Genomic DNA, 17,792 nt, shown 5'->3' with positions numbered 1-17,792 from the left:
AGCAGTTCGTGAGAAATCGTATCGAAATAGGATTTTATGTCGAGGTCGAGCACCCAGGCATAACGCCAGCAGCGCTCTCGCGCAACTCCAACCGCGTCCAATGCCGATTTCCCAGGTCTGTATCCGTATGAGTCTGCCCCGACCGCACCATCGGCTTCCTTCTTACGGCTCTATCCGAACCGCTCCCCGAACAGGTCGAGTCTCGTCGAATGATGTTGGTATGGAGCGGTTCCGACGGAGTACTACCGTCATCCATACCACTCCGCTTCCATAGTAACCACCAACCTGCCCCCTTCTCCGAGTGACCCCAGGTCTTCACCAACGCCCGGCTCTGCAAGCCGTGCTCGACCGGCTCACCGATCAGGCACACACTTTATCGAAATCTTCGGAGTCCGTCCGCGCTACAAGTTCTTTATCAGTGACTTGATACAAAAGACAGCTTCGTGCAACTCAGACAATGGGACACATTCTCGGCGGCTATGCGCGGTCCGCATATCTCCAGGGCCAAACACGACAACCTCCTTCGCAATCGACGCAAGCACGTTAGCTTCAGAACCGAATGGAATCGATGTGGCCGATCTCAGAGTAAGTGTTTCAATGGATGACACGAGATGCGAGTCTTCGGCGGTTTCGAAACCAACTTGTTGACGCAATACCTTAATCTCAGACTTGAAGCTCGGATCGGCATCTTTCATCTGTTCAGCAATTCTTGTGATCGATTGAAGAACTGAATTGGCAGATGCTCCTGGAAGAGGTCGCCATTCGACCTGAAATTTGCATTGCCCTGGAACGATATTCTTTGCCGTACCACCCATAATCGTTCCGATATTGATGGTGGTATACCCAGGTGTGAAAAAATCATTCTGCTCTGCTGCAAGTTGGGCAGAAAGCTCCTCAATCGCGGTGATAAATCGAGCTGCACCATAGATAGCCGACTTTCCCTGGAGAGGATGTGCACTGTGTGCTTCCTCTCCCCAAATGGTGACCTCCGCCAGACAGTATCCCTTCCCTGCCCGCGCAGGGTGCAACGAAGTGGGCTCGCCAATGACGATGCGTCTAGGCTTAATGAGATCGGCAGCAATCAAGCGTTTGGCGCCGAGACAGCCGATCTCTTCATCAGCCGTCAAGACTAAACGCAATCCGCGCCGCATCTCCGCTGGGTTACTTTCGCTGATGGCCGTCAGGAGACAAGCGAGGAATCCCTTCACGTCACAGGCACCGCAACCATAAAGCAGTCCATCAACAATGAATGGTTCAACGGCCCTCGTCCAGTCTGCTGCGTACGGAACCGTGTCGGTATGGCACATGAAGACCAGATCAGCTTCAGGATCTTCGGGGGCTTGTCCGCGAGGAGCCGCAATCAGATTGACTTTTTCCAAGCCCGTCGCGTCTACATGCGTCATCAATCGAGTACCCCAGTGAGCCTCCTCCAGGACCCGGGCCGCGTACTCCACAATCGAACGATTGGAAAGAGAGGAAACTGACGGAATACGAATTAGGTTTTCCAAGTGCTCAACGACTGTCATCGGTGCGCACTTTCAACAGCATTGTTCTGCCACACCTTCCCATGAATCTCGTTATAACGAGCAACGATTTCGTTCTGAAGGTGATGCCGTTGATCGCGAACGATGAACTTGCCGTTCACGATCACGTCCCGAATCGCGGACCGATTGAGAGAGAACACGGTAATGGGCAACAGGTCATCAGAAGAGTGCCCGGCTATCGATAGATCGTCGAGATCGACCGTAAAACAATCGGCAAATGAGCCAGATGTAAACTCTCCGGTCGGGACAGATAGTGCGTGCGCGCCGTTCATCGTTGCACACGCAAAGAGACGCGAGGCAAGAGCCTTCCCTTCTATCTGATCCAGGATTGCGCGCTCTTGGTCCCGGAGTCGCAGATGATAGTCAAGCTCACGCGCGTCCTCCAGTGGGTCGATCTGCGCTTGGCTATCTGATCCGAGCGCTACGCGAATGCCTGCTTTCATCACAAGGTCGGAAGCAATCACACCATCCCCGAGATTGCGTTCAGTCGTGGGACAGGAGCAGATGGTGGCTTCGGCTTGAGAGAACATCTCAATCTCGCCGGCGTTGATGTGAATTGAATGCACTGCGGTAAAGTCGGGACCGAGAATGCGATTCCGGCTCAAAAGCTCAATCGGGGTGTACCCATATTCGCGGACACATGCCGTGTTTTCCGCAATCTGTTCTGCCACATGCATATGCAGAGGAAGCGTTCTTGCACGGCTCCACGCCGCGATCTCCTCCAGATCATGGAGCGGCACAGCCCGAATGCTATGAGGGGCAACACCAAAACGGACCTCCGCAGAGTTTGCAGGAAACTCTTCCACGAGAGCGTCCATGTTGAGCAGGAAGTCGCGGGTCGATTCAAAGAACCGCGTTTGTCCTGGATCACGAGGTAGCTCGTATCCCGATCTCAAGTATGCGGTTCGAAGCAGAACGATACGTAATCCTACAGATTGCGCCGCCGCGATTACCTGTTTACTAAGTAGATTGGGGTCTTCATAGGGCCGGCCGTCTGCGTTGGTATGGAGGTAGTGAAACTCCCCAACTGTTGTAGTCCCTGCAAGCATCATCTCAAGAAAAGCCATCCGTGCCACATCGTAGATTTCCTGAGGGTTCAGTTGGGCCGCAGCGTGGTACATCGTTCTCCGCCAGCTCCAGAAGTCCTTTCCGCTCACTATCCTTGATTCGGACTTGCCCCGGATAAGGCGTTGAAAGGAGTGAGAGTGAGCATTCACGAACCCTGGCATGAGCGCTTTGCCGGGCAGCTCAATTACTTTGTCGAGAAGGCTGTCCGCTTGTGCGGCAGGCTTTATTATCTTGCCGGCTTCATCAACCAGAAGCCCTCTGTTCGAGAGGAATGTACCGTCGGAATAGAGCAACTGCGGAAGGTAAAAAGTATTCATCGAGCATCCTCGTCCGAATCGGGTTCAATGTATGCCAGCAGTGTTACGAAGCTCTGTTGGCCGTGATGGCAACCACGCCCTAGAGTCTTTCTCCGCGAATCCACACTTCACGCACAGGGTTACCGCCGAGCGTATAGACAAGCTCCCGCCAATCGCTTCCCTCTAATACTAGAAAGTCAGCCTGCAATCCCACCTCAAGACGACCGGTATCCGCAAGTCCGAGAGCGCAAGCTGCGTTGACTGTACCGGCAACGAGCGCTTCCTGTGCTGTCAGACCATTCAAACGCACTGCAAGGGCAAGAGCCGCTGCGGCAGAGAATAACGGACTCGATCCAGGGTTCAAGTCAGTCCCGACCGCAACGGCAGCGCCTGCGTCGACCAACTGCCGTCCTGGTGCTGCAGGTATCCCAAGGTGTAGAGAGACCCCGGGAAGAATCGTTGCGATCGTAGAACTGGCAGCGAGCATTGCGAGCTGCTCAGGACCGCATGTTTCAAGGTGATCGACACTCAATACACCCATCCGCACACCAAGCTCTAACCCTCCGATGCACTGAAACTGTTCCGTGTGCAACTTTACCGCGAGGTTATGCTGCTTCGCACTTTGCAGAACCAAGGTTGCCTCGTCCACATGAAACGCTTCTTTTTCAACAAAGATGTCGACCGCCGTAGCCAGTTGCCGCCTTGCGACTTCAGGGATGAGTTCCGTACATATCTCGGTGATGTACCTGGGACGATCTTCCGAGCTCGCCGGAGGGATGTGGATCAGTAAGGTGGGCAAAAGGCGAGCGGGCGTCCTTGCAGCAAGCGCCTGGATCACCTCGAGCATCGCAATCTCAGTCGCAGGCGTGAATCCATAACCGGACTTCACCTCAACGGTGGTCGCTCCGGATTGCAGCAGCGCACGGATGCGTGGTTCTGCAAGCGAGAGCAGCTCGTCCTTCGTGGCCGCAGCCGTGGCGCGTATTGTTCTCCGTATCCCACCACCAGCAGCCAGGATAGCTTCGTAGGTCTTGCCCGACGTGCGCGCATCGAAGTCAGCCAGCCTGTTACCAGCCCATACTGCATGAGTATGCGGATCAATCAATCCAGGAACAACCGCGCGATCTCCTACATCGACCGACGCTAGAGCCTCACCGCTCCAGTCGCGCTCTTTCCCTGTCCAGATGATTCCTCTGTTGCAGATGGCGATCGCGGCGCGTTCCGTTACGTGCAACTCGCGCATAGCTGGCCCGTGCTTTGCACCACTTCCTTTAGCCGTGACGAGTTGCGAGATTCCGGTAATCAGCAGGTCAGCCGTCATGGAATGCTCGGTAGATCCAGGCCGCGTTGCTTTGCTGTGTTAAGGGCTCGTTCGTATCCAGCATCGGCATGGCGGATGACTCCCATTGCGGGGTCATTCTTCAGGCACAATCTCAGGCGTTCGTCGGCCTCATCGCTCCCGTCGGCAACTGCAACCAATCCCGCGTGCTGGCTGTACCCCATACCAACTCCCCCACCGTGATGAAAGCTCATCCACGCCGCTCCGCTTGCAATTCCGGTTGCGAAGTTGAGCAATGCCCAATCGGAGACCGCATCCGAACCATCCAGCATTCCTTCAGTCTCACGGTACGGACTGGCTACGGAACCTGCATCAAGATGATCTCGCCCAATCACGATAGGCGCCTTCAGCCGTCCGTCACGCACCATCTGATTGAAGAGCAATCCCGCGCGATCACGCTCACGATAGCCGAGCCAGCAAATGCGTGCCGGTAGTCCCTGAATGGCAATTTGAGTCGATGCGAAGCTCAGCCATTCGTTCAACCGCTTATCTTCCGGGAAGAGCTCCAGCAGCGCCTGATCTGTCTTTGCAATATCGGCTGGATCGCCGGACAGTGCTACCCAGCGGAAAGGTCCACGCCCCTCGCAAAAAGAATCGCGGATAAAGGCCGGGACAAATCCTGGATAGGAAAAAGCATCACTCACACCGGCAAGCTTCGCCTGTGCACGTAAGTTATTTCCGTAGTCGAATGCAACGGCACCTCGCCGCTGCATCTCCAGAATTGCCTGTACATGCTGTGAAATCGACGACTGTACGCGCTCTAGGTACGCTTTGGGATTCTGTGCCCGGAGAGAGTTCAGATCCTCGTCCGCACGAGCAGATGGTAGATAGCCCCACATCGGATCGTGAGCGCTCGTCTGGTCCGTCACGAGGTCAGGAGTGAATCCAAGCTGAACCATCTTAGGCAGCAACTCCGCCGCATTGCCCATCAGACCGATAGACACCGCCTCGCGTCGCCGCTTGGCTAGCTGGGCCAACTGGATCGCTTCATCCAGAGAGTTGGTCGTCTTATCGAGATAGCGCATCTCCAAGCGGCGCCGGATGCGCGTCGAATCAACTTCAATGCAGATGCTCACGCCTCCAGCCAGCTTGATAGCAAGCGGCTGGGCCCCTCCCATCCCACCAAGGCCCGCGGTGACAGTGATTGTTCCTGCAAGCGAGTCGCTGAAATAGCGTTGTGCCGCCCCTCTAAATGTTTCGTAAGTACCCTGCAGAATCCCCTGGGTACCAATGTAGATCCACGAGCCAGCAGTCATTTGGCCATACATCATCAACCCCGCGGAATCCAGCTTGTCGAACTCTTCCCACGTCGCCCAATGCGGGACCAAATTGGAGTTTGCAATCAAAATCCGCGGTGCCAGGCGGTGTGTCTCGAGGACAGCGACAGCTTTGCCGGACTGAACCAGCAGCGTTTGGTTATTCTCGAGCCGGTCAAGCGTTTCAACGATTTTGTGATAGCACTCCCAGTTGCGCGCCGCCTTACCTCGTCCTCCATAAACGATCAACTCTTCAGGCTTTTCAGCTACATCAGGGTCAAGGTTGTTCATCAACATCCGTTTGGCTGCTTCCTGAATCCACCCACGGGCCGTTCTAGTGTTGCCGCGAACAGCCCGGATTGGCGAATAGGCTCCTGTCACTAGATTGCCTCCACGGTCTCAACGCTTTCAATCTTCTGCAGGCCATCATCTGCCAAAAAACGCGACGCTTCTTCCATCCTGACAGAGAGAACGCAGTCTTCACGCCACGCTTGAATACGCGCGCGGAAGCGAGCACGCGCTTCTTCGAGTGCCGGGGTACTGGTATCCTCACGGAGGTCGAGTGCTCGAGTTGCTGCCAACAACTCTATCGCAACGACCATTCTGGCGAGCGTTACGGCCTGCTCCAGTTTAAGCGCCGAAGTCATGCCCATGCTGACAAAGTCCTCTTGATTGCCGCTTGTAGGAATAGACCCTGTCGATGCCGGAGAGGCCAGCACCCTTAGCTCGGCAACCAGCGCCGCAGCGGTTACCTGGGCCATCATCAATCCGGACTCGATACCAGGGCTCGATGCGAGAAATGCAGGAAGGCCCTCGTTCAGACTGGGATTCAGCAGTCGCTCCGTTCGTCGTTCCGATATGCCCGCAAGCTGGCACAATGCAATCGCCAGATAGTCCAGAGCAAGCGCCAGCGGAGCGCCGTGAAAGTTTCCTCCTGAAACAATCGCATCCTCGAACACCAGTGGATTGTCCGTGGCACTGTTCAGTTCAATCGCGAAGACTCTGCGAGCCTCCGCCAACGTATCCCAGACAGCGCCATGCACCTGAGGGATGCAACGGAGACAATATGCGTCCTGAATGCGGCTGCCTTCTCCATGCGTCCTCGGGATCGCACTGCCCTTCAGCAGACTGGCAAGATGGGCCGCGCTCAACATCTGCCCTGGATGAGGCCGCGCCGCGTGCAAACGCGAGTCGAGTGCGACAGCGGTTCCACGAAGTGCTTCTATGGTCAGTGCTGCCGTAGTCTGCGCAGAATAGAACAGGCTTTCAAGTTCATTCAGCCGCAAGCAACCCATAGAAAGCATCGCCTGCGTGCCATTCAAAAGCGATATGCCCTCTTTGCCCATAAGCTTTAAAGGTTTCAACCCGGCGCGCTCCAGACAAACTCCGCCAGGCAGCACTTCACCCTGATACTCCGCATGGCCCTCGCCAAGCAGCACAAGCGCCATGTGAGCAAGGGGAGCTAGATCTCCACTCGCACCCACACTGCCCCGCGATGGAATTACCGGAGTGATTTTGTGATTGAGTAAATCGCAAATACGTTCACCAACGAAGGGGCGTATACCGGAAAGCCCCTTTGCCAGAACGTTAGCCCGGATCAGCATCATGCCCCGCACGACAGCCACGGACAGGGGAGAACCCACGCCGCAACAGTGCGAACGTATCAGGTTTACCTGCATTGCTTCGATCTCTGACTCGTCGAGGCGAATGTTTGCCAGCAGGCCGACGCCCGTATTGAGTGCGTACACAGGCTTTGCCCCACCCAGTGCATCATCGACTCTCTCACGCGAAACGTCCATTCTTGCAACGGCCGCAGCTGAGATCTGCACCGGTTCAGCTCTTTCGGCTACCGCAATAACATCTTCAATCGTGAGGCCAGCGCCATCCAAATGAACCATGTTGCTGATATTAAGGAAAATCATTCGCGATGAGAATGCACATTCCCCTGTTATTAAGCTCTTGCACGCTTGGATCAATGGTTTCATTCGTCTATACTCACCGAAACCACGGCACAATACTCGTCACAGTGCAAAGCCATAGGATTTAGCCCGTCAGCAGCGATGTCGAGGTAAGCAAATGCTTCAATCCAACGAAATCGATCTTATCGATAAGAAAATACTCCAGGAACTCACATCCGACGCACGCATCCCATTCGCAGAGTTGGGCCGGAGAGTTGGACTCTCTCCCTCCGCAGCGGCCGAACGCGTCCGTCAGCTTGAGAGCCTCGACCTAATCAGAGGTTACCGAGCGGAGATCAACTTGCAAGCACTCGGATTCTCGATTACAGCATTTGTGCGACTCACCTGCGACGGGGACCATTACAGGCCCTTCCTCAAATTTCTACCCACTCTCGATGCAGTACAGGAATGTCACCACCTGACTGGAGGCGATGCTTTCCTCTTGAAAATAGTCCTCTCTTCGGTCGGACAATTGGAAGATTTGATAGAAAAGCTCCTTCCATATGGAAATCCTACGACCAGCATGGTTCTCTCCACACCGCTCGAGCGAAAGCAGGACTCCCGGCTTTTGGGTAGCCTCTAGTGGTGTTTCACCAAGCTGGCATCGTCCTGCTTCAACTCGTTTGGCCGCTCCTTCTCGAAGATCCATTCATAGAGGACAGGCAGGAGCAGCAGTGGCAACAGAGTTGAGGTAAAAAGGGGACACCTCACGAAACGGAAATTTTATGTACGCTAAGGCGCGCCGAAAAAGCCGTTTCTGGGTATTCGGGGGGGGGTCGGAACCCACCTTTAGCCACCCTTATTTGAGTGCCATGTGTAATCGCCAGTGAGGTTGACGTGCTCCCAGCCGAGCGGAGAGACGTGCCCAAGCAAGGCCGGATCAAACACACTTGATCTCGCCAGCAGTTCTGCAGCCCCTTCGAGGTAGACCGCGTTTCATAGCGTGATCGCAGCAACCAGCAGGTTCAACCCACCGCCCCTGTGGCGCTGGTTTTCGAAAGAACGGTCACGGATTTCGCCGAGGCGGTTGAAGAACACCGCTCGTGCCAGCGAGTTGCGGCCTTCTCCCTTGTTCAGACCGGCGGTGACGCGCCGTCGCAGCGCCGAATCTTCGAGCCACGCCAGCATGAATAGGGTTCGTTCGATTCTTCCAATTTCGCACAGTGCGAGGGCAAGACTGTTCTGGCACGGTGCAGGTATGCCGCTTTACCGGCCCGAGATCGAAGAGAGAGCTGCCATCTAACCTTCCCTCAACTCACACATTTACTTTCGCGCCGTCGCTCGACTATTCTCGCGTTACGCGATGGAAGCTCCAAATGCCTCGAAAAAACGCTTTCAAAGTCGTCTCTTGAACCTCTTTCTCGCAATTTTCGTCGCCTACGTGTTGGTCTTGGTGCTTGTCCGCATTTTCGAACCGCGCTTGATCTTCTTCCCGAACTATCCTGATCGCCTCGACGGCGACTGGCATCCTCGGGCTCTGCCTGTTCAAGACGTTTGGCTCACAGCCTCCGATGGCGTCAGGCTACACGCGTGGTGGATTCCCCATGACAGTGCGAAATTCACTTTTCTCGCGTTTCACGGCAACGCCTCAAACATTGCCAACCGAGCACTTACCTACGAATTTCTCCGCAGCGCACCCGCAAATATCTTAGCCCTGGAATACCGGGGTTACGGCCACAGCGAAGGAAAACCGGACGAAGCTGGCATCTACCGCGATGCCGAAGCGGCCTACGAATACCTCGTGAACACGAAACGTATCGACCACAAAGCGATCATTTCTTTCGGCCAATCCCTCGGCTCCGCCGTCGCCACCCACTTGGCAGCAGGCCACCAGGTCGGAGGCGTAGTTCTTGAGGCCCCGTTTCCATCCGCTTCTCGAGTTGCCCGCAGAGTTTTCTGGTTTCTACCGGGCGTTAGCCTTCTCACACACGGGCAGTTCGATACTCAAGCCTGGCTAAAGGAAATTCACGTCCCCATTCTGATCGTCCACTGCGTTCAGGATCCCGTCATTCCCTTTCGATTCGGCCAGGAACTCTACGACGCTGCCCTTCCTCCCAAAAACTTTCTTCAAATCAACGGCTACTGCCACGAAGAGTCCTCCCTCATCGCCCCAACTCAATACCACACCGCTCTCCAGAAGTTCCTGAACAGCCTTTAGGTGGTCAGGGCTTAGCTTCAGCATCCGTGCCGCGATCCCCTTAATAAGGGGGTCGCTACAAGCAGCAAGCGATAGCCTGGAGATTCCGGTCACTGACGAGGTTTGGAATTTCGCCACCAAAACGGCAGGTATAAAAGGATGAATAGGCCAAGCGCCACTCCCTCTGAAGCAACGATATACCAGGGCCAAGGTCCTAAAGAATCGAGTAGAGAGGGATTCTCGGGTTTAGCTCGAAGATAAAGGTAGTTTGTCTTGAAGGTGAAATTAAACGCGCCCGTAATTGCGGCGAAGAGGTTTAAACCGAGCATGGCTCTCCAAATCGATCTTGGACGTGGCCGCGCTTGTCCGGACCAGACCAGATACAGTGCACTTGTCACGACCAGGCCGTGAGTGACAAAGAACTGAACTGTCGCCAGAGATGGAAAGGGCTCCCAGAGATCAGGGGTGATCAACGCCATCGACGTTCCGGCCAACGCGCCGTAATAAGCCAGGTCGAAGATTGTTGTCCTGTGAGTGAGCAATGCGAGAATCATGAGCAAGAGAGTGACATCACAAAGCTCTAAAGGGAGATTGGCCGGAAAGATAAGCAACCCACGCACTGCCAAATATCCATACCAGACAATTGAATTCAACAGAAGAACCATAGCCAGCCCTATTCGTATTCTCTTGCATCCTGAGGAGACTCGCCGCTCAATAGCCACGAGAGCTGCCGCAAGAGCCGGAACAGTGGTCAGGATCGCAAGGTGAATCGGACTAAAGATCGTAAAATTCACTGGCATTGCATTTCCGTCCGATAGCGCAAATGTTGAATGTCACGGCGCTGTATCGTCGCCGACGCCGGCGTCATCATCAACATCGTCGTCACCACCCGGACCTACGGCCGCCGACACCCCCGTCGCCGTCGTCGGATTTTCAGACTATCGTTTATCTAATTATTTGTCGCATTTTGATCACGCTATTTGTCGTACTTTTACGGGTGGCAGAGATTAGCAAACTTACGATGGTGGTGTCCGCCTGAATGACAGCCTCACGTCAATCTTGGTCAAAAAGCATTCGGATTCCGGGGAAACTTTTCCCAATTCGGGTCCGATTCTACAAACAATCGATGGCTGGGTCATGGGAAGTTGAGCGGCGCCAATCGCTGCAATATTCAAAGGCTCAGTCCCGCGATATGACATTTAGCGTGATAAATCTGCGCTACTGATCCTGAAAAGCGACACTCTGGACACTCTTTCCGAATGAATTCCCGAAGGCACTCCGTTGCCTCCGCTCGATCTCCCATGATCGCGTCGTAGAATTTGCTAAAGTGTCGTAGCTCGCCATTGGTTCGGTTCCTTCCTGACCTTCCTGAGCGGATATGGCGATCGAATCACAAGACTACAGCGAAGCCGAGGCAAACACGTGGTTTTAGCTCGTTGCGCAAACGAAGGTTATTGCAAGATGCTCCACTTGCAGAAAAACCCCGTATTTCACATTGCATAAACGTATTGCGATTGCCTTTCTAAACGCGATAGGTTTCCGCAACAAACCTAAACGTACGTTTTTTTACTTTTGGTGTAGTGACCCCGCCATGAGCGCCTGCTCGTGCATGGCATTTAATCTGCGTCGTAGTTGACCTCGAGCGGCGGCGAGTAGGTTCGGGACCTACGTCGGTTAGCGCTCGTCGAGCGCAAGAATTGACTCCGTCGGCTGCTACCGGCGGACGACTCCTGCTCGCGGTACGTCGACTACATCGAAACAGCGGGCGAGTTCATGTTCAAGCACGCGGTCAGTATCGGGATCGAAGGCGACACTACAGAAACGGTCGCTTCCCACCCCGGCCCGCCGAAGAAACAATAGCTACACAGGTCCTCTCTTCGATTGACAACCTCGGTCAGCGGGTAGGGAAAGTCGTCGAGCTTCATGACGTTCTCGCCTTGCGCGTATCTCGGCGACATCGGGTGGTCCGTCGGGCAAGCTCGGGACGAAGAGTCGCCGGTTAATCCGTTCGGCGTGGTACGCAAGCAGGATCGAGTCGTTCAGGACCCTCTTGCGGATCTGCACGGCGTAGGCGAACCCGGCATGAATGGGCATCGCGGCACCCTCCGTGGAGCGAGGGAAGGGACGGGAATAAGTACTGGTGCACCAGTGAGGACCCATATCCGCTTCGCTGTGTGCCTCGGCAAATCGAGGGAATCCAGAAGATAGCTATCTTTGAACACTCCGGTCGCAGTCTCCGGCAAAACTTGCGACGCTGTTGCGAGTTTTAACTCCGACAGCATCGTTCGTTCAAATGCTGACTTCTTGATCTGTCGTTCTAACTCCCGATGCGACCAGCGACCGCGAGTCGCCGCTAGCAGATAGAACTCCTTTTCCTCTAACGATTTGCAATGAGAGAGGACAAGCATGTGCTTGGACCAGGACAATTCTCGCAACAGTGTTGCGAGTTTTGGCAGCTCCGCGTAGGTCTCGTAGAACTGCCTCATTCTCCACAGGTTAGAGGCCGAAATGCCTTTCAAGTCGGGCGCCTGCTGGCCAAGCCAGTCACCATTGTCGTTGGCAACAGATGCTCATTATAAAAGGGTTAGGTTCCGAACGCAGCGGATTCCGAGTGTCGGGACAATATCACGAACTACCACCCAGTTCGTTCATGTCGGTGTCCCCCTGAATGTGATCTCGCAGGGGTTCATAAAGGCGATCCGAGGCACTTGCAATGATGTTCAAGATGGTGTGACGCTGAAACCCGCATGAATAAAGGGGAAACACCACATTCGACGCCATTATAAATATTGCTCTTGACTCTTCAGGATTCGATTCGGCTATTTAAAGTTCTTTGTAAATTATTGAAATAATTAGCTTATCCATTTTGGAAAGCTGACGTTCTGCCACTGAACTACTCCCGCTTCGATTCTAAAAGAAATATTAGAAATATTCTCGCGGTGGGCGGAAAATGGCAATCTTTCCAATCCCTTAATCTCGACATCTTCCGAAGTGTTGCCGCCAATTTGATAAGGCGAGCACAGTTTCTCAGCACGGCCTCGAAGGAACCTGTCCAATCGACACTTCCGTGTCTGCTGTTCGACTGGAGGCGGGCTATCGACTAAGTAGTCAAGTGCGGGTCGATTCGAGCTACAGTCTCGCGAGTTCACAACTCGCTTTCAGCTTTCAACCGCCACACACTGCCACTAATGTTTACCTTTAGGTAGCGCCAGCGTCCGAGCCAGGCAAGCAGAGTTCAGCCATCGAGGAGAAACTAGGTTGTCGTCTTTTCCACTCACAAATCGCGCCGTTTCGGCAACTTGTCAACATTTCGACATGGTTCATCGTGGTCTGGAGTTACGGATCGGCTGACCACAACGAAATAAACAGTTTTCCAAAGAACCCTTACAGGAAACCTCAAGGCAGGGCACCCACATTGGCTCTAAAAGTGCTCATGAGAATGTCAGGACCGAGATCGACTGGGTCAAGAGGAAACGCCCTCGGCTCATCCAGTTTGTTTCCACAGCCGCAGGAGTAACCATGTCGACACGCAACCCACAGCCAGTACGCCACAGCAATCAATACAGCGCGGACTCAGCCTGCTCTCACTGCAACGGGATCATCCGTCACGAATCCTGGTGTATTACGCAAAACGTTAATGTTCGTTACGCACATCGGGCGGTCTTATTCCCCGACGAACTATGCCTTGAAGATCGCATCATTCTGCATGCCTGGGGAGTTGCGTGGCGGTAAGAAGGTGTTTAGGGCAAGTGACAGCACGTCGAAAAAAGCTCAGAATCCGTGGGCAAAACGAGCGGAAAGCAGATGGTGAGCGAAGATAGCGGAAGTGTTAAGCCGGGATGCTGATTTACAGGCGTTTTAGAATGTATTGGCGCATACCCGTCGAGCGGAGACCAACCTAAGAGTCGTCGAGCAGCAGAAGGAAGAGGTCATCGGCATCCTCCGTGGAACAAAGAGCTCCTGCCTGGCTTGAGCCGGATGAATTGATCTCGCGCAGCAAATCGGATACAGATCTTGCTGATTTGCCCAGTCGGGAGGTCACGTTTCCAGATTGAGCCCGCCTGCCGTCGCGATCGAAATTGAAGCAGGTCGTTCTGCTCACCTTAACGTCTCTCGCCAAACACAAACGGGGTATCTGCTTCACTGAGGCCGATCCGTTTCGAGGCAGGCAACGCAAAAACTCCGACGCGTACTCAGGAGATAGGGCATCCATTGATCTGGCTGGAGGTGGATGCGCTCGAGCCGCACTGATGACGTACCCATGTCAGGGAATGGGCAGCCGAAGCCCTCGGGAAACAAGCCGGGTTTAGATGTAACCTCTCCCCCAGTGGATTACCAACACCTAGAGACCGCTAACGCGCTGAACTCCCGGCAAATCATCTACAGGCAGGTCCGCTAACTCACTGTGCGATGTCTTTTCCTATCGAAGCCAATTTGCGCTTAGCAGGGTGCCAACGAAAACGGAACAAATGTGTCTCCAAGTGTTCGGCTAACTGGCTCATTTCTTTGCGTTCGGACGAGTGCTTCGCCGTCTCTAGAGACACGCAGGCTCGCCCAGACGTCGGTTGGTCAATATTTGACACGACGTGTCGACACGCGGGCGATGTCAGTTGTATCGACTGTTGATGCCTCGGCACCTCTTGGGAACGGATAGTGAGTTCATTGGGTTTATCGGAGGCAACGAAACAAATGCGACAGGTCCATTTTGGCAGCGCGCTTGCATTCAATTTCAGCGTAGATCATCCAAGGTGAAAGTTCTGTCGCGAAGCAGCGATCAGGTTACATAGCTTCAAAGCAAGCCGCGGTTTAGAACATGCGACGTCGAACCGGGAGATGAAAATGTTGATGCGGCGGATAAAATCGTCGAGGTTCCAAGGCATACGGCAGAGTGTGCTCCTTGCTTTCTTGTTCACTGCCTCTTTTGCCGCAGGCCAGCCCAAGAATGGCACGAACATCTTTGCTCCTAAATCAACGCCTGCCCATACCATCCTTGACCTATCCATATTTGTCCTCGTCATTACCGGGATCATCTTTGTTGTCGTATTTGGGTTACTTGCCTACTGCGTCGTCAAGTTCCGCGAACGTGCGGCGGATGGGGACCACGAACCGCCACAGGTCTACGGGAGCACGCAGATTGAGCTGGCCTGGACGATTATTCCGATTCTGATCGTGGTCGTTTTATTCCTGGCAACTGCCCGAGTGATCCACGCGGTTCAGGATGCTCCCAGACCGGCAAGCGCATTAGAAGTCACCGTCATTGGACACCAATACTGGTGGGAGTTTCGTTACCCGAAGCAGGGCATTGTGACAGCAAACGAGCTGCACGTTCCCGTAAGCGATCCCCGGAATCCGCGTCCCACGTTCTTGAACTTGCTTTCTGCCGACACGGACCACAGTTTCTGGGTGCCGGAACTCGCAGGCAAGACCGACCTGATTCCCAATCATCCGAACACCATGTGGATAGACCCGCAGCGCACAGGAATCTTTCTCGGACAGTGCGCACAGTACTGCGGGGTTCAGCATGCAAAGATGCTGTTGCGTGTCTCGGTGGATAGTCCTGAAGAGTTTGCCGCGTGGGTGCGGGGCCAGCAACAACACGCATTTCAGGACGACCAGGTCGCCGTGGGAAGGCGTGTCTTTGAAAACACGGCGTGTATTAACTGCCACAGCGTGAACGGAACGTCTGCAAATGGACGATTTGGTCCGGACCTGACGCACCTGATGAGTCGTACCACCATCGCCTCTGGTGCAGCCCAAAACACACCAGATAACCTCCGCCTCTGGATTCAAAACCCGGACGCGATCAAGCCCGGCTCGCTGATGCCGGCCATGAAGTTAAACGATGCCGACCTGAACGCAGTCGTCAGTTACATGAAGACGCTGCGCTAGAGAAATTTGAAGACCGACTATGTCATCGAGTGTCATCACGATTCCCGGCGTGCAGGTTGAAGAGAAGCCATGGGTGGACAGCCTTCACGAGTGGTTGACTACGGTCGATCACAAGCGATTGGGCATTCTCTATATCGTCTATGCCCTTTTTTTCCTTGTGGTTGGTGGGATAGAGGCCCTTATCCTTCGCATCCAGCTCATTCATTCGCATAACGACTTTGTTTCACCCGAAGTCTTCAATCGCATGTTCACGATGCACGGCACGACCATGATTTTCTTCGTGGCTATGCCAATCCTGTTTGGGTTTGCGAACTATCTTGTGCCGATAATGATCGGTGCTCGGGACATGGCGTTTCCGCGGCTGAATGCCTTCAGCTTCTGGCTGTCAGCGTTCGGTGGAGTTCTTCTCTACTTCAGCTTTGTGGGCGGAAGCGGGCTCTACGGGGCTGGCAATGCACCGGACGTGGGATGGTGGGCCTACGCACCTCTGACGGCGCGGGCCTTTTCGCCAGGTCACAGCTCCGATTATTGGACGCTGTCACTCCTGGTCTCCGGATTCGGAACCATTGGAACCGGAATCAATATCATCGCGACCGTTCTGTGCATGCGCTGCCCCGGAATGAAGCTGAGCCGCATGCCCTTACTGGTTTGGATCAACTTCATAATGGCGGGAATGATCCTGATCACGATCACCCCCCTATCCGCGGCGCAGATCATGTTGCTCATCGATCGATATTTAGGAGGGCATTTCTTCGATGCGCAGGCTGGTGGGTCAGCCGTGCTGTGGATGCACTTCTTCTGGATCTTCGGACATCCAGAGGTTTATATCCTGATTCTTCCCTGCTTTGCCTTCATGTCTGAAATCATCCCGGTGTTTTCCCGCAAACCGATCTTCGGATATCCGGTCATGGTCGCGGCCACGGTCTGTATCGCCTTCGTGAGCATGAGCGTGTGGGCGCACCACATGTTTACTATCGGGATGAACTCTTACGCGAACAGTTTCTTCACCATCACTACAATGGCAGTCGGCGTTCCCACCGGAATTAAAATCTTCAATTGGGTTGGCACGATGTGGGGCGGGAGGATTCGATTCAAAGTGCCGATGCTGTTCTCCATAGCATTTCTATTTCAATTCCTGCTTGCCGGTCTCACCGGTATCATGCTTTCCGCAGCGCCCTTCGATTGGCAGCTTGGCCTCTCGTATTTTGTTGTGGCTCATTTCCATTATGTGATCGTCGGCGGAATCCTGTTTGCCCTCTTTGCCGCGTTCTATTACTGGTACCCGAAAGTGACCGGCCGAATGTTGAGCGAGCGCCTGGGCAAATGGCATTTCTGGCTTTTCCTGATCGGCTTCCATCTGACCTTCGATGTGATGCACATTCCCGGGATCCTGGGCATGCCCCGCCGAATCTACACCTACGAACCTGACCGCGGTTGGGATACTTTGAATCTGCTCATCACGATCGGCGCCTTCATTCAAGCCATCGCCGTCCTGGTATTTGTGGCTAACATGATTATTTCCTACTTCAAGGGCGATAAGGCGGGCAATGATCCCTGGGACGCATGGACACTCGAATGGTCGATAAGTTCGCCTCCGCCTGCATATAACTTTGCTTCCATTCCAGTGGTCGCGAGCCGACGCCCATTGTGGGACCAGAAGCATCCCGACGACCCGGATAGCCTCTATGAATAAAGGAAAAAAGCAATGAGTACGATGGCAAGTCCGTTCCCAGAAGCACCGGCGACTTGGAGCCTTCGCGATCGCGGTAAGATCGCAATGGCCGGTCTTATCATTGCCGAGTCGGCGATCTTCACGATCTTTGTCGTCGCTTATCTCTTTTATTTGGGGAAGAGCCTCACCGGACCGACCCCGCGCGAAGTGCTCGAGACTCCGATCTTTTACTCGATCTGCTTATTGTCGAGTAGCCTGACGATTCATTTTGCCGAGAAAGCGCTTGAACATGCGAGAAGGGGCGCGTTTCTCGTCTTATGGCTCCTCACCATTGCTCTGGGCGCGTTGTTCTTATATGGCACCGGCGTGGAATGGCACAGGCTGATCTACGAACACGGCCTGACGATTTCAACGAACCTCTTTGGGACAACCTACTACTCCCTCGTCGGCCTCCACGCGTTTCACGTAACCGTCGGTCTCATCATGCTAGTGATTGTCGCGATCTTTGCTTTGGCCGGACGGGTGAACGCGGAACAGTCGCACCGAGTGCAAGTGCTTGGGTTGTATTGGCATTTTGTGGATGCCGTGTGGGTCGTGGTTTTCACAGTCGTTTACGTTCTGGGCCGCTGAGGA

11 protein-coding genes and 2 pseudogenes are annotated in these 17,792 nt (G+C 54.2%); 5 read left to right on the top strand and 8 right to left on the bottom strand.

Features of this window, described 5'->3' with window-relative positions; genetic code table 11:
• Nucleotides 1-401: 401 nt before the first annotated feature.
• The 5 genes from argE to hutH all read right to left on the bottom strand — a co-directional run bounded on the left by argE (nucleotide 402) and on the right by hutH (nucleotide 7,488).
• On the bottom strand, nucleotides 402-1,526 hold the full coding sequence (gene argE / locus Q363_RS03960; protein WP_035347983.1) for an acetylornithine deacetylase: 1,125 nt from the start codon (nucleotides 1,524-1,526) through the stop codon (nucleotides 402-404).
• A complete protein-coding gene (locus tag Q363_RS03955) occupies nucleotides 1,523-2,929 on the bottom strand; it encodes a formimidoylglutamate deiminase (RefSeq protein WP_035347982.1) in 1,407 nt (468 codons plus the stop codon). The genes argE and Q363_RS03955 overlap by 4 nt, the downstream gene beginning before the upstream one ends.
• 79 nt (nucleotides 2,930-3,008) lie before the next feature.
• Entirely contained in the window at nucleotides 3,009-4,229 is a 1,221-nt protein-coding gene (gene hutI / locus Q363_RS03950) for an imidazolonepropionase (protein WP_035347981.1), read from the bottom strand.
• Entirely contained in the window at nucleotides 4,226-5,884 is a 1,659-nt protein-coding gene (hutU, locus tag Q363_RS03945; protein ID WP_035347980.1) for a urocanate hydratase, read from the bottom strand. The genes hutI and hutU overlap by 4 nt, the downstream gene beginning before the upstream one ends.
• Nucleotides 5,884-7,488 (bottom strand): histidine ammonia-lyase, encoded by a 1,605-nt coding sequence (gene hutH / locus Q363_RS03940; protein ID WP_245632018.1) that lies wholly within the window; start codon nucleotides 7,486-7,488, stop codon nucleotides 5,884-5,886. Before hutH ends, hutU begins: the two co-directional genes overlap by 1 nt.
• Nucleotides 7,489-7,579: 91 nt before the next feature.
• On the opposite strand from hutH, the gene Q363_RS03935 reads away from it, so the two are divergent.
• Complete coding sequence (locus Q363_RS03935; RefSeq protein WP_035347979.1) at nucleotides 7,580-8,044, top strand: Lrp/AsnC family transcriptional regulator; 465 nt, start codon at nucleotides 7,580-7,582, stop codon at nucleotides 8,042-8,044.
• Nucleotides 8,045-8,168: 124 nt separating this feature from the next.
• Here Q363_RS03935 and Q363_RS43680 read toward each other — a convergent pair.
• Nucleotides 8,169-8,652, bottom strand: a pseudogene (locus Q363_RS43680) (Tn3 family transposase); the annotation flags it as partial.
• 157 nt (nucleotides 8,653-8,809) lie between these two features.
• Here Q363_RS43680 and Q363_RS03925 point away from each other — a divergent pair.
• Complete coding sequence (locus tag Q363_RS03925; protein ID WP_035348045.1) at nucleotides 8,810-9,619, top strand: alpha/beta hydrolase; 810 nt, start codon at nucleotides 8,810-8,812, stop codon at nucleotides 9,617-9,619.
• Nucleotides 9,620-9,708: 89 nt separating this feature from the next.
• Here Q363_RS03925 and Q363_RS03920 read toward each other — a convergent pair whose 3' ends face one another.
• Nucleotides 9,709-10,392 carry a YwaF family protein gene (locus Q363_RS03920; RefSeq protein WP_169746921.1) on the bottom strand — a complete coding sequence of 228 codons (684 nt, stop codon included), beginning with the start codon at nucleotides 10,390-10,392 and terminating at the stop codon, nucleotides 9,709-9,711.
• Nucleotides 10,393-11,637: 1,245 nt separating this feature from the next.
• Nucleotides 11,638-12,126: pseudogene (locus Q363_RS46070) on the bottom strand (DUF1016 N-terminal domain-containing protein); the annotation flags it as partial.
• A 2,317-nt stretch (nucleotides 12,127-14,443) separates the two neighbouring features.
• Between Q363_RS46070 and coxB the strand changes: the two are divergent.
• The 3 genes from coxB to Q363_RS03900 are packed head-to-tail and all read left to right on the top strand — an operon-like array spanning nucleotide 14,444 to nucleotide 17,789.
• Nucleotides 14,444-15,487: a cytochrome c oxidase subunit II gene (coxB, locus tag Q363_RS03910; protein ID WP_084079961.1), complete on the top strand. Its 1,044-nt coding sequence runs from the start codon at nucleotides 14,444-14,446 to the stop codon at nucleotides 15,485-15,487.
• Between the two features lie 19 nt (nucleotides 15,488-15,506).
• Nucleotides 15,507-17,180 carry a cytochrome c oxidase subunit I gene (gene ctaD / locus Q363_RS03905; RefSeq protein WP_035347975.1) on the top strand — a complete coding sequence of 558 codons (1,674 nt, stop codon included), beginning with the start codon at nucleotides 15,507-15,509 and terminating at the stop codon, nucleotides 17,178-17,180.
• Nucleotides 17,181-17,192: 12 nt separating this feature from the next.
• Nucleotides 17,193-17,789: a cytochrome c oxidase subunit 3 gene (locus Q363_RS03900; protein ID WP_051978325.1), complete on the top strand. Its 597-nt coding sequence runs from the start codon at nucleotides 17,193-17,195 to the stop codon at nucleotides 17,787-17,789.
• The last annotated feature ends 3 nt before the right edge of the window (nucleotides 17,790-17,792 follow it).

It is taken from the genome of Edaphobacter aggregans DSM 19364 (genome assembly GCF_000745965.1).
In the GTDB taxonomy this organism is placed as follows: Bacteria; Acidobacteriota; Terriglobia; order Terriglobales; family Acidobacteriaceae; genus Edaphobacter; species Edaphobacter aggregans.
This window is presented reverse-complemented; position numbering and strand designations above follow the sequence as displayed.

Coding starts and splice junctions, on each gene's coding strand:
- argE (WP_035347983.1), bottom strand. CDS start 1,526: ATGACAGTCGTTGAGCACTTGGAAAACCTAATTCGTATTCCGTCAGTT.
- Q363_RS03955 (WP_035347982.1), bottom strand. CDS start 2,929: ATGAATACTTTTTACCTTCCGCAGTTGCTCTATTCCGACGGTACATTC.
- hutI (WP_035347981.1), bottom strand. CDS start 4,229: ATGACGGCTGACCTGCTGATTACCGGAATCTCGCAACTCGTCACGGCT.
- hutH (WP_245632018.1), bottom strand. CDS start 7,488: ATGAAACCATTGATCCAAGCGTGCAAGAGCTTAATAACAGGGGAATGT.
- Q363_RS03935 (WP_035347979.1), top strand. CDS start 7,580: ATGCTTCAATCCAACGAAATCGATCTTATCGATAAGAAAATACTCCAG.
- coxB (WP_084079961.1), top strand. CDS start 14,444: ATGCGGCGGATAAAATCGTCGAGGTTCCAAGGCATACGGCAGAGTGTG.
- ctaD (WP_035347975.1), top strand. CDS start 15,507: ATGTCATCGAGTGTCATCACGATTCCCGGCGTGCAGGTTGAAGAGAAG.
- Q363_RS03900 (WP_051978325.1), top strand. CDS start 17,193: ATGAGTACGATGGCAAGTCCGTTCCCAGAAGCACCGGCGACTTGGAGC.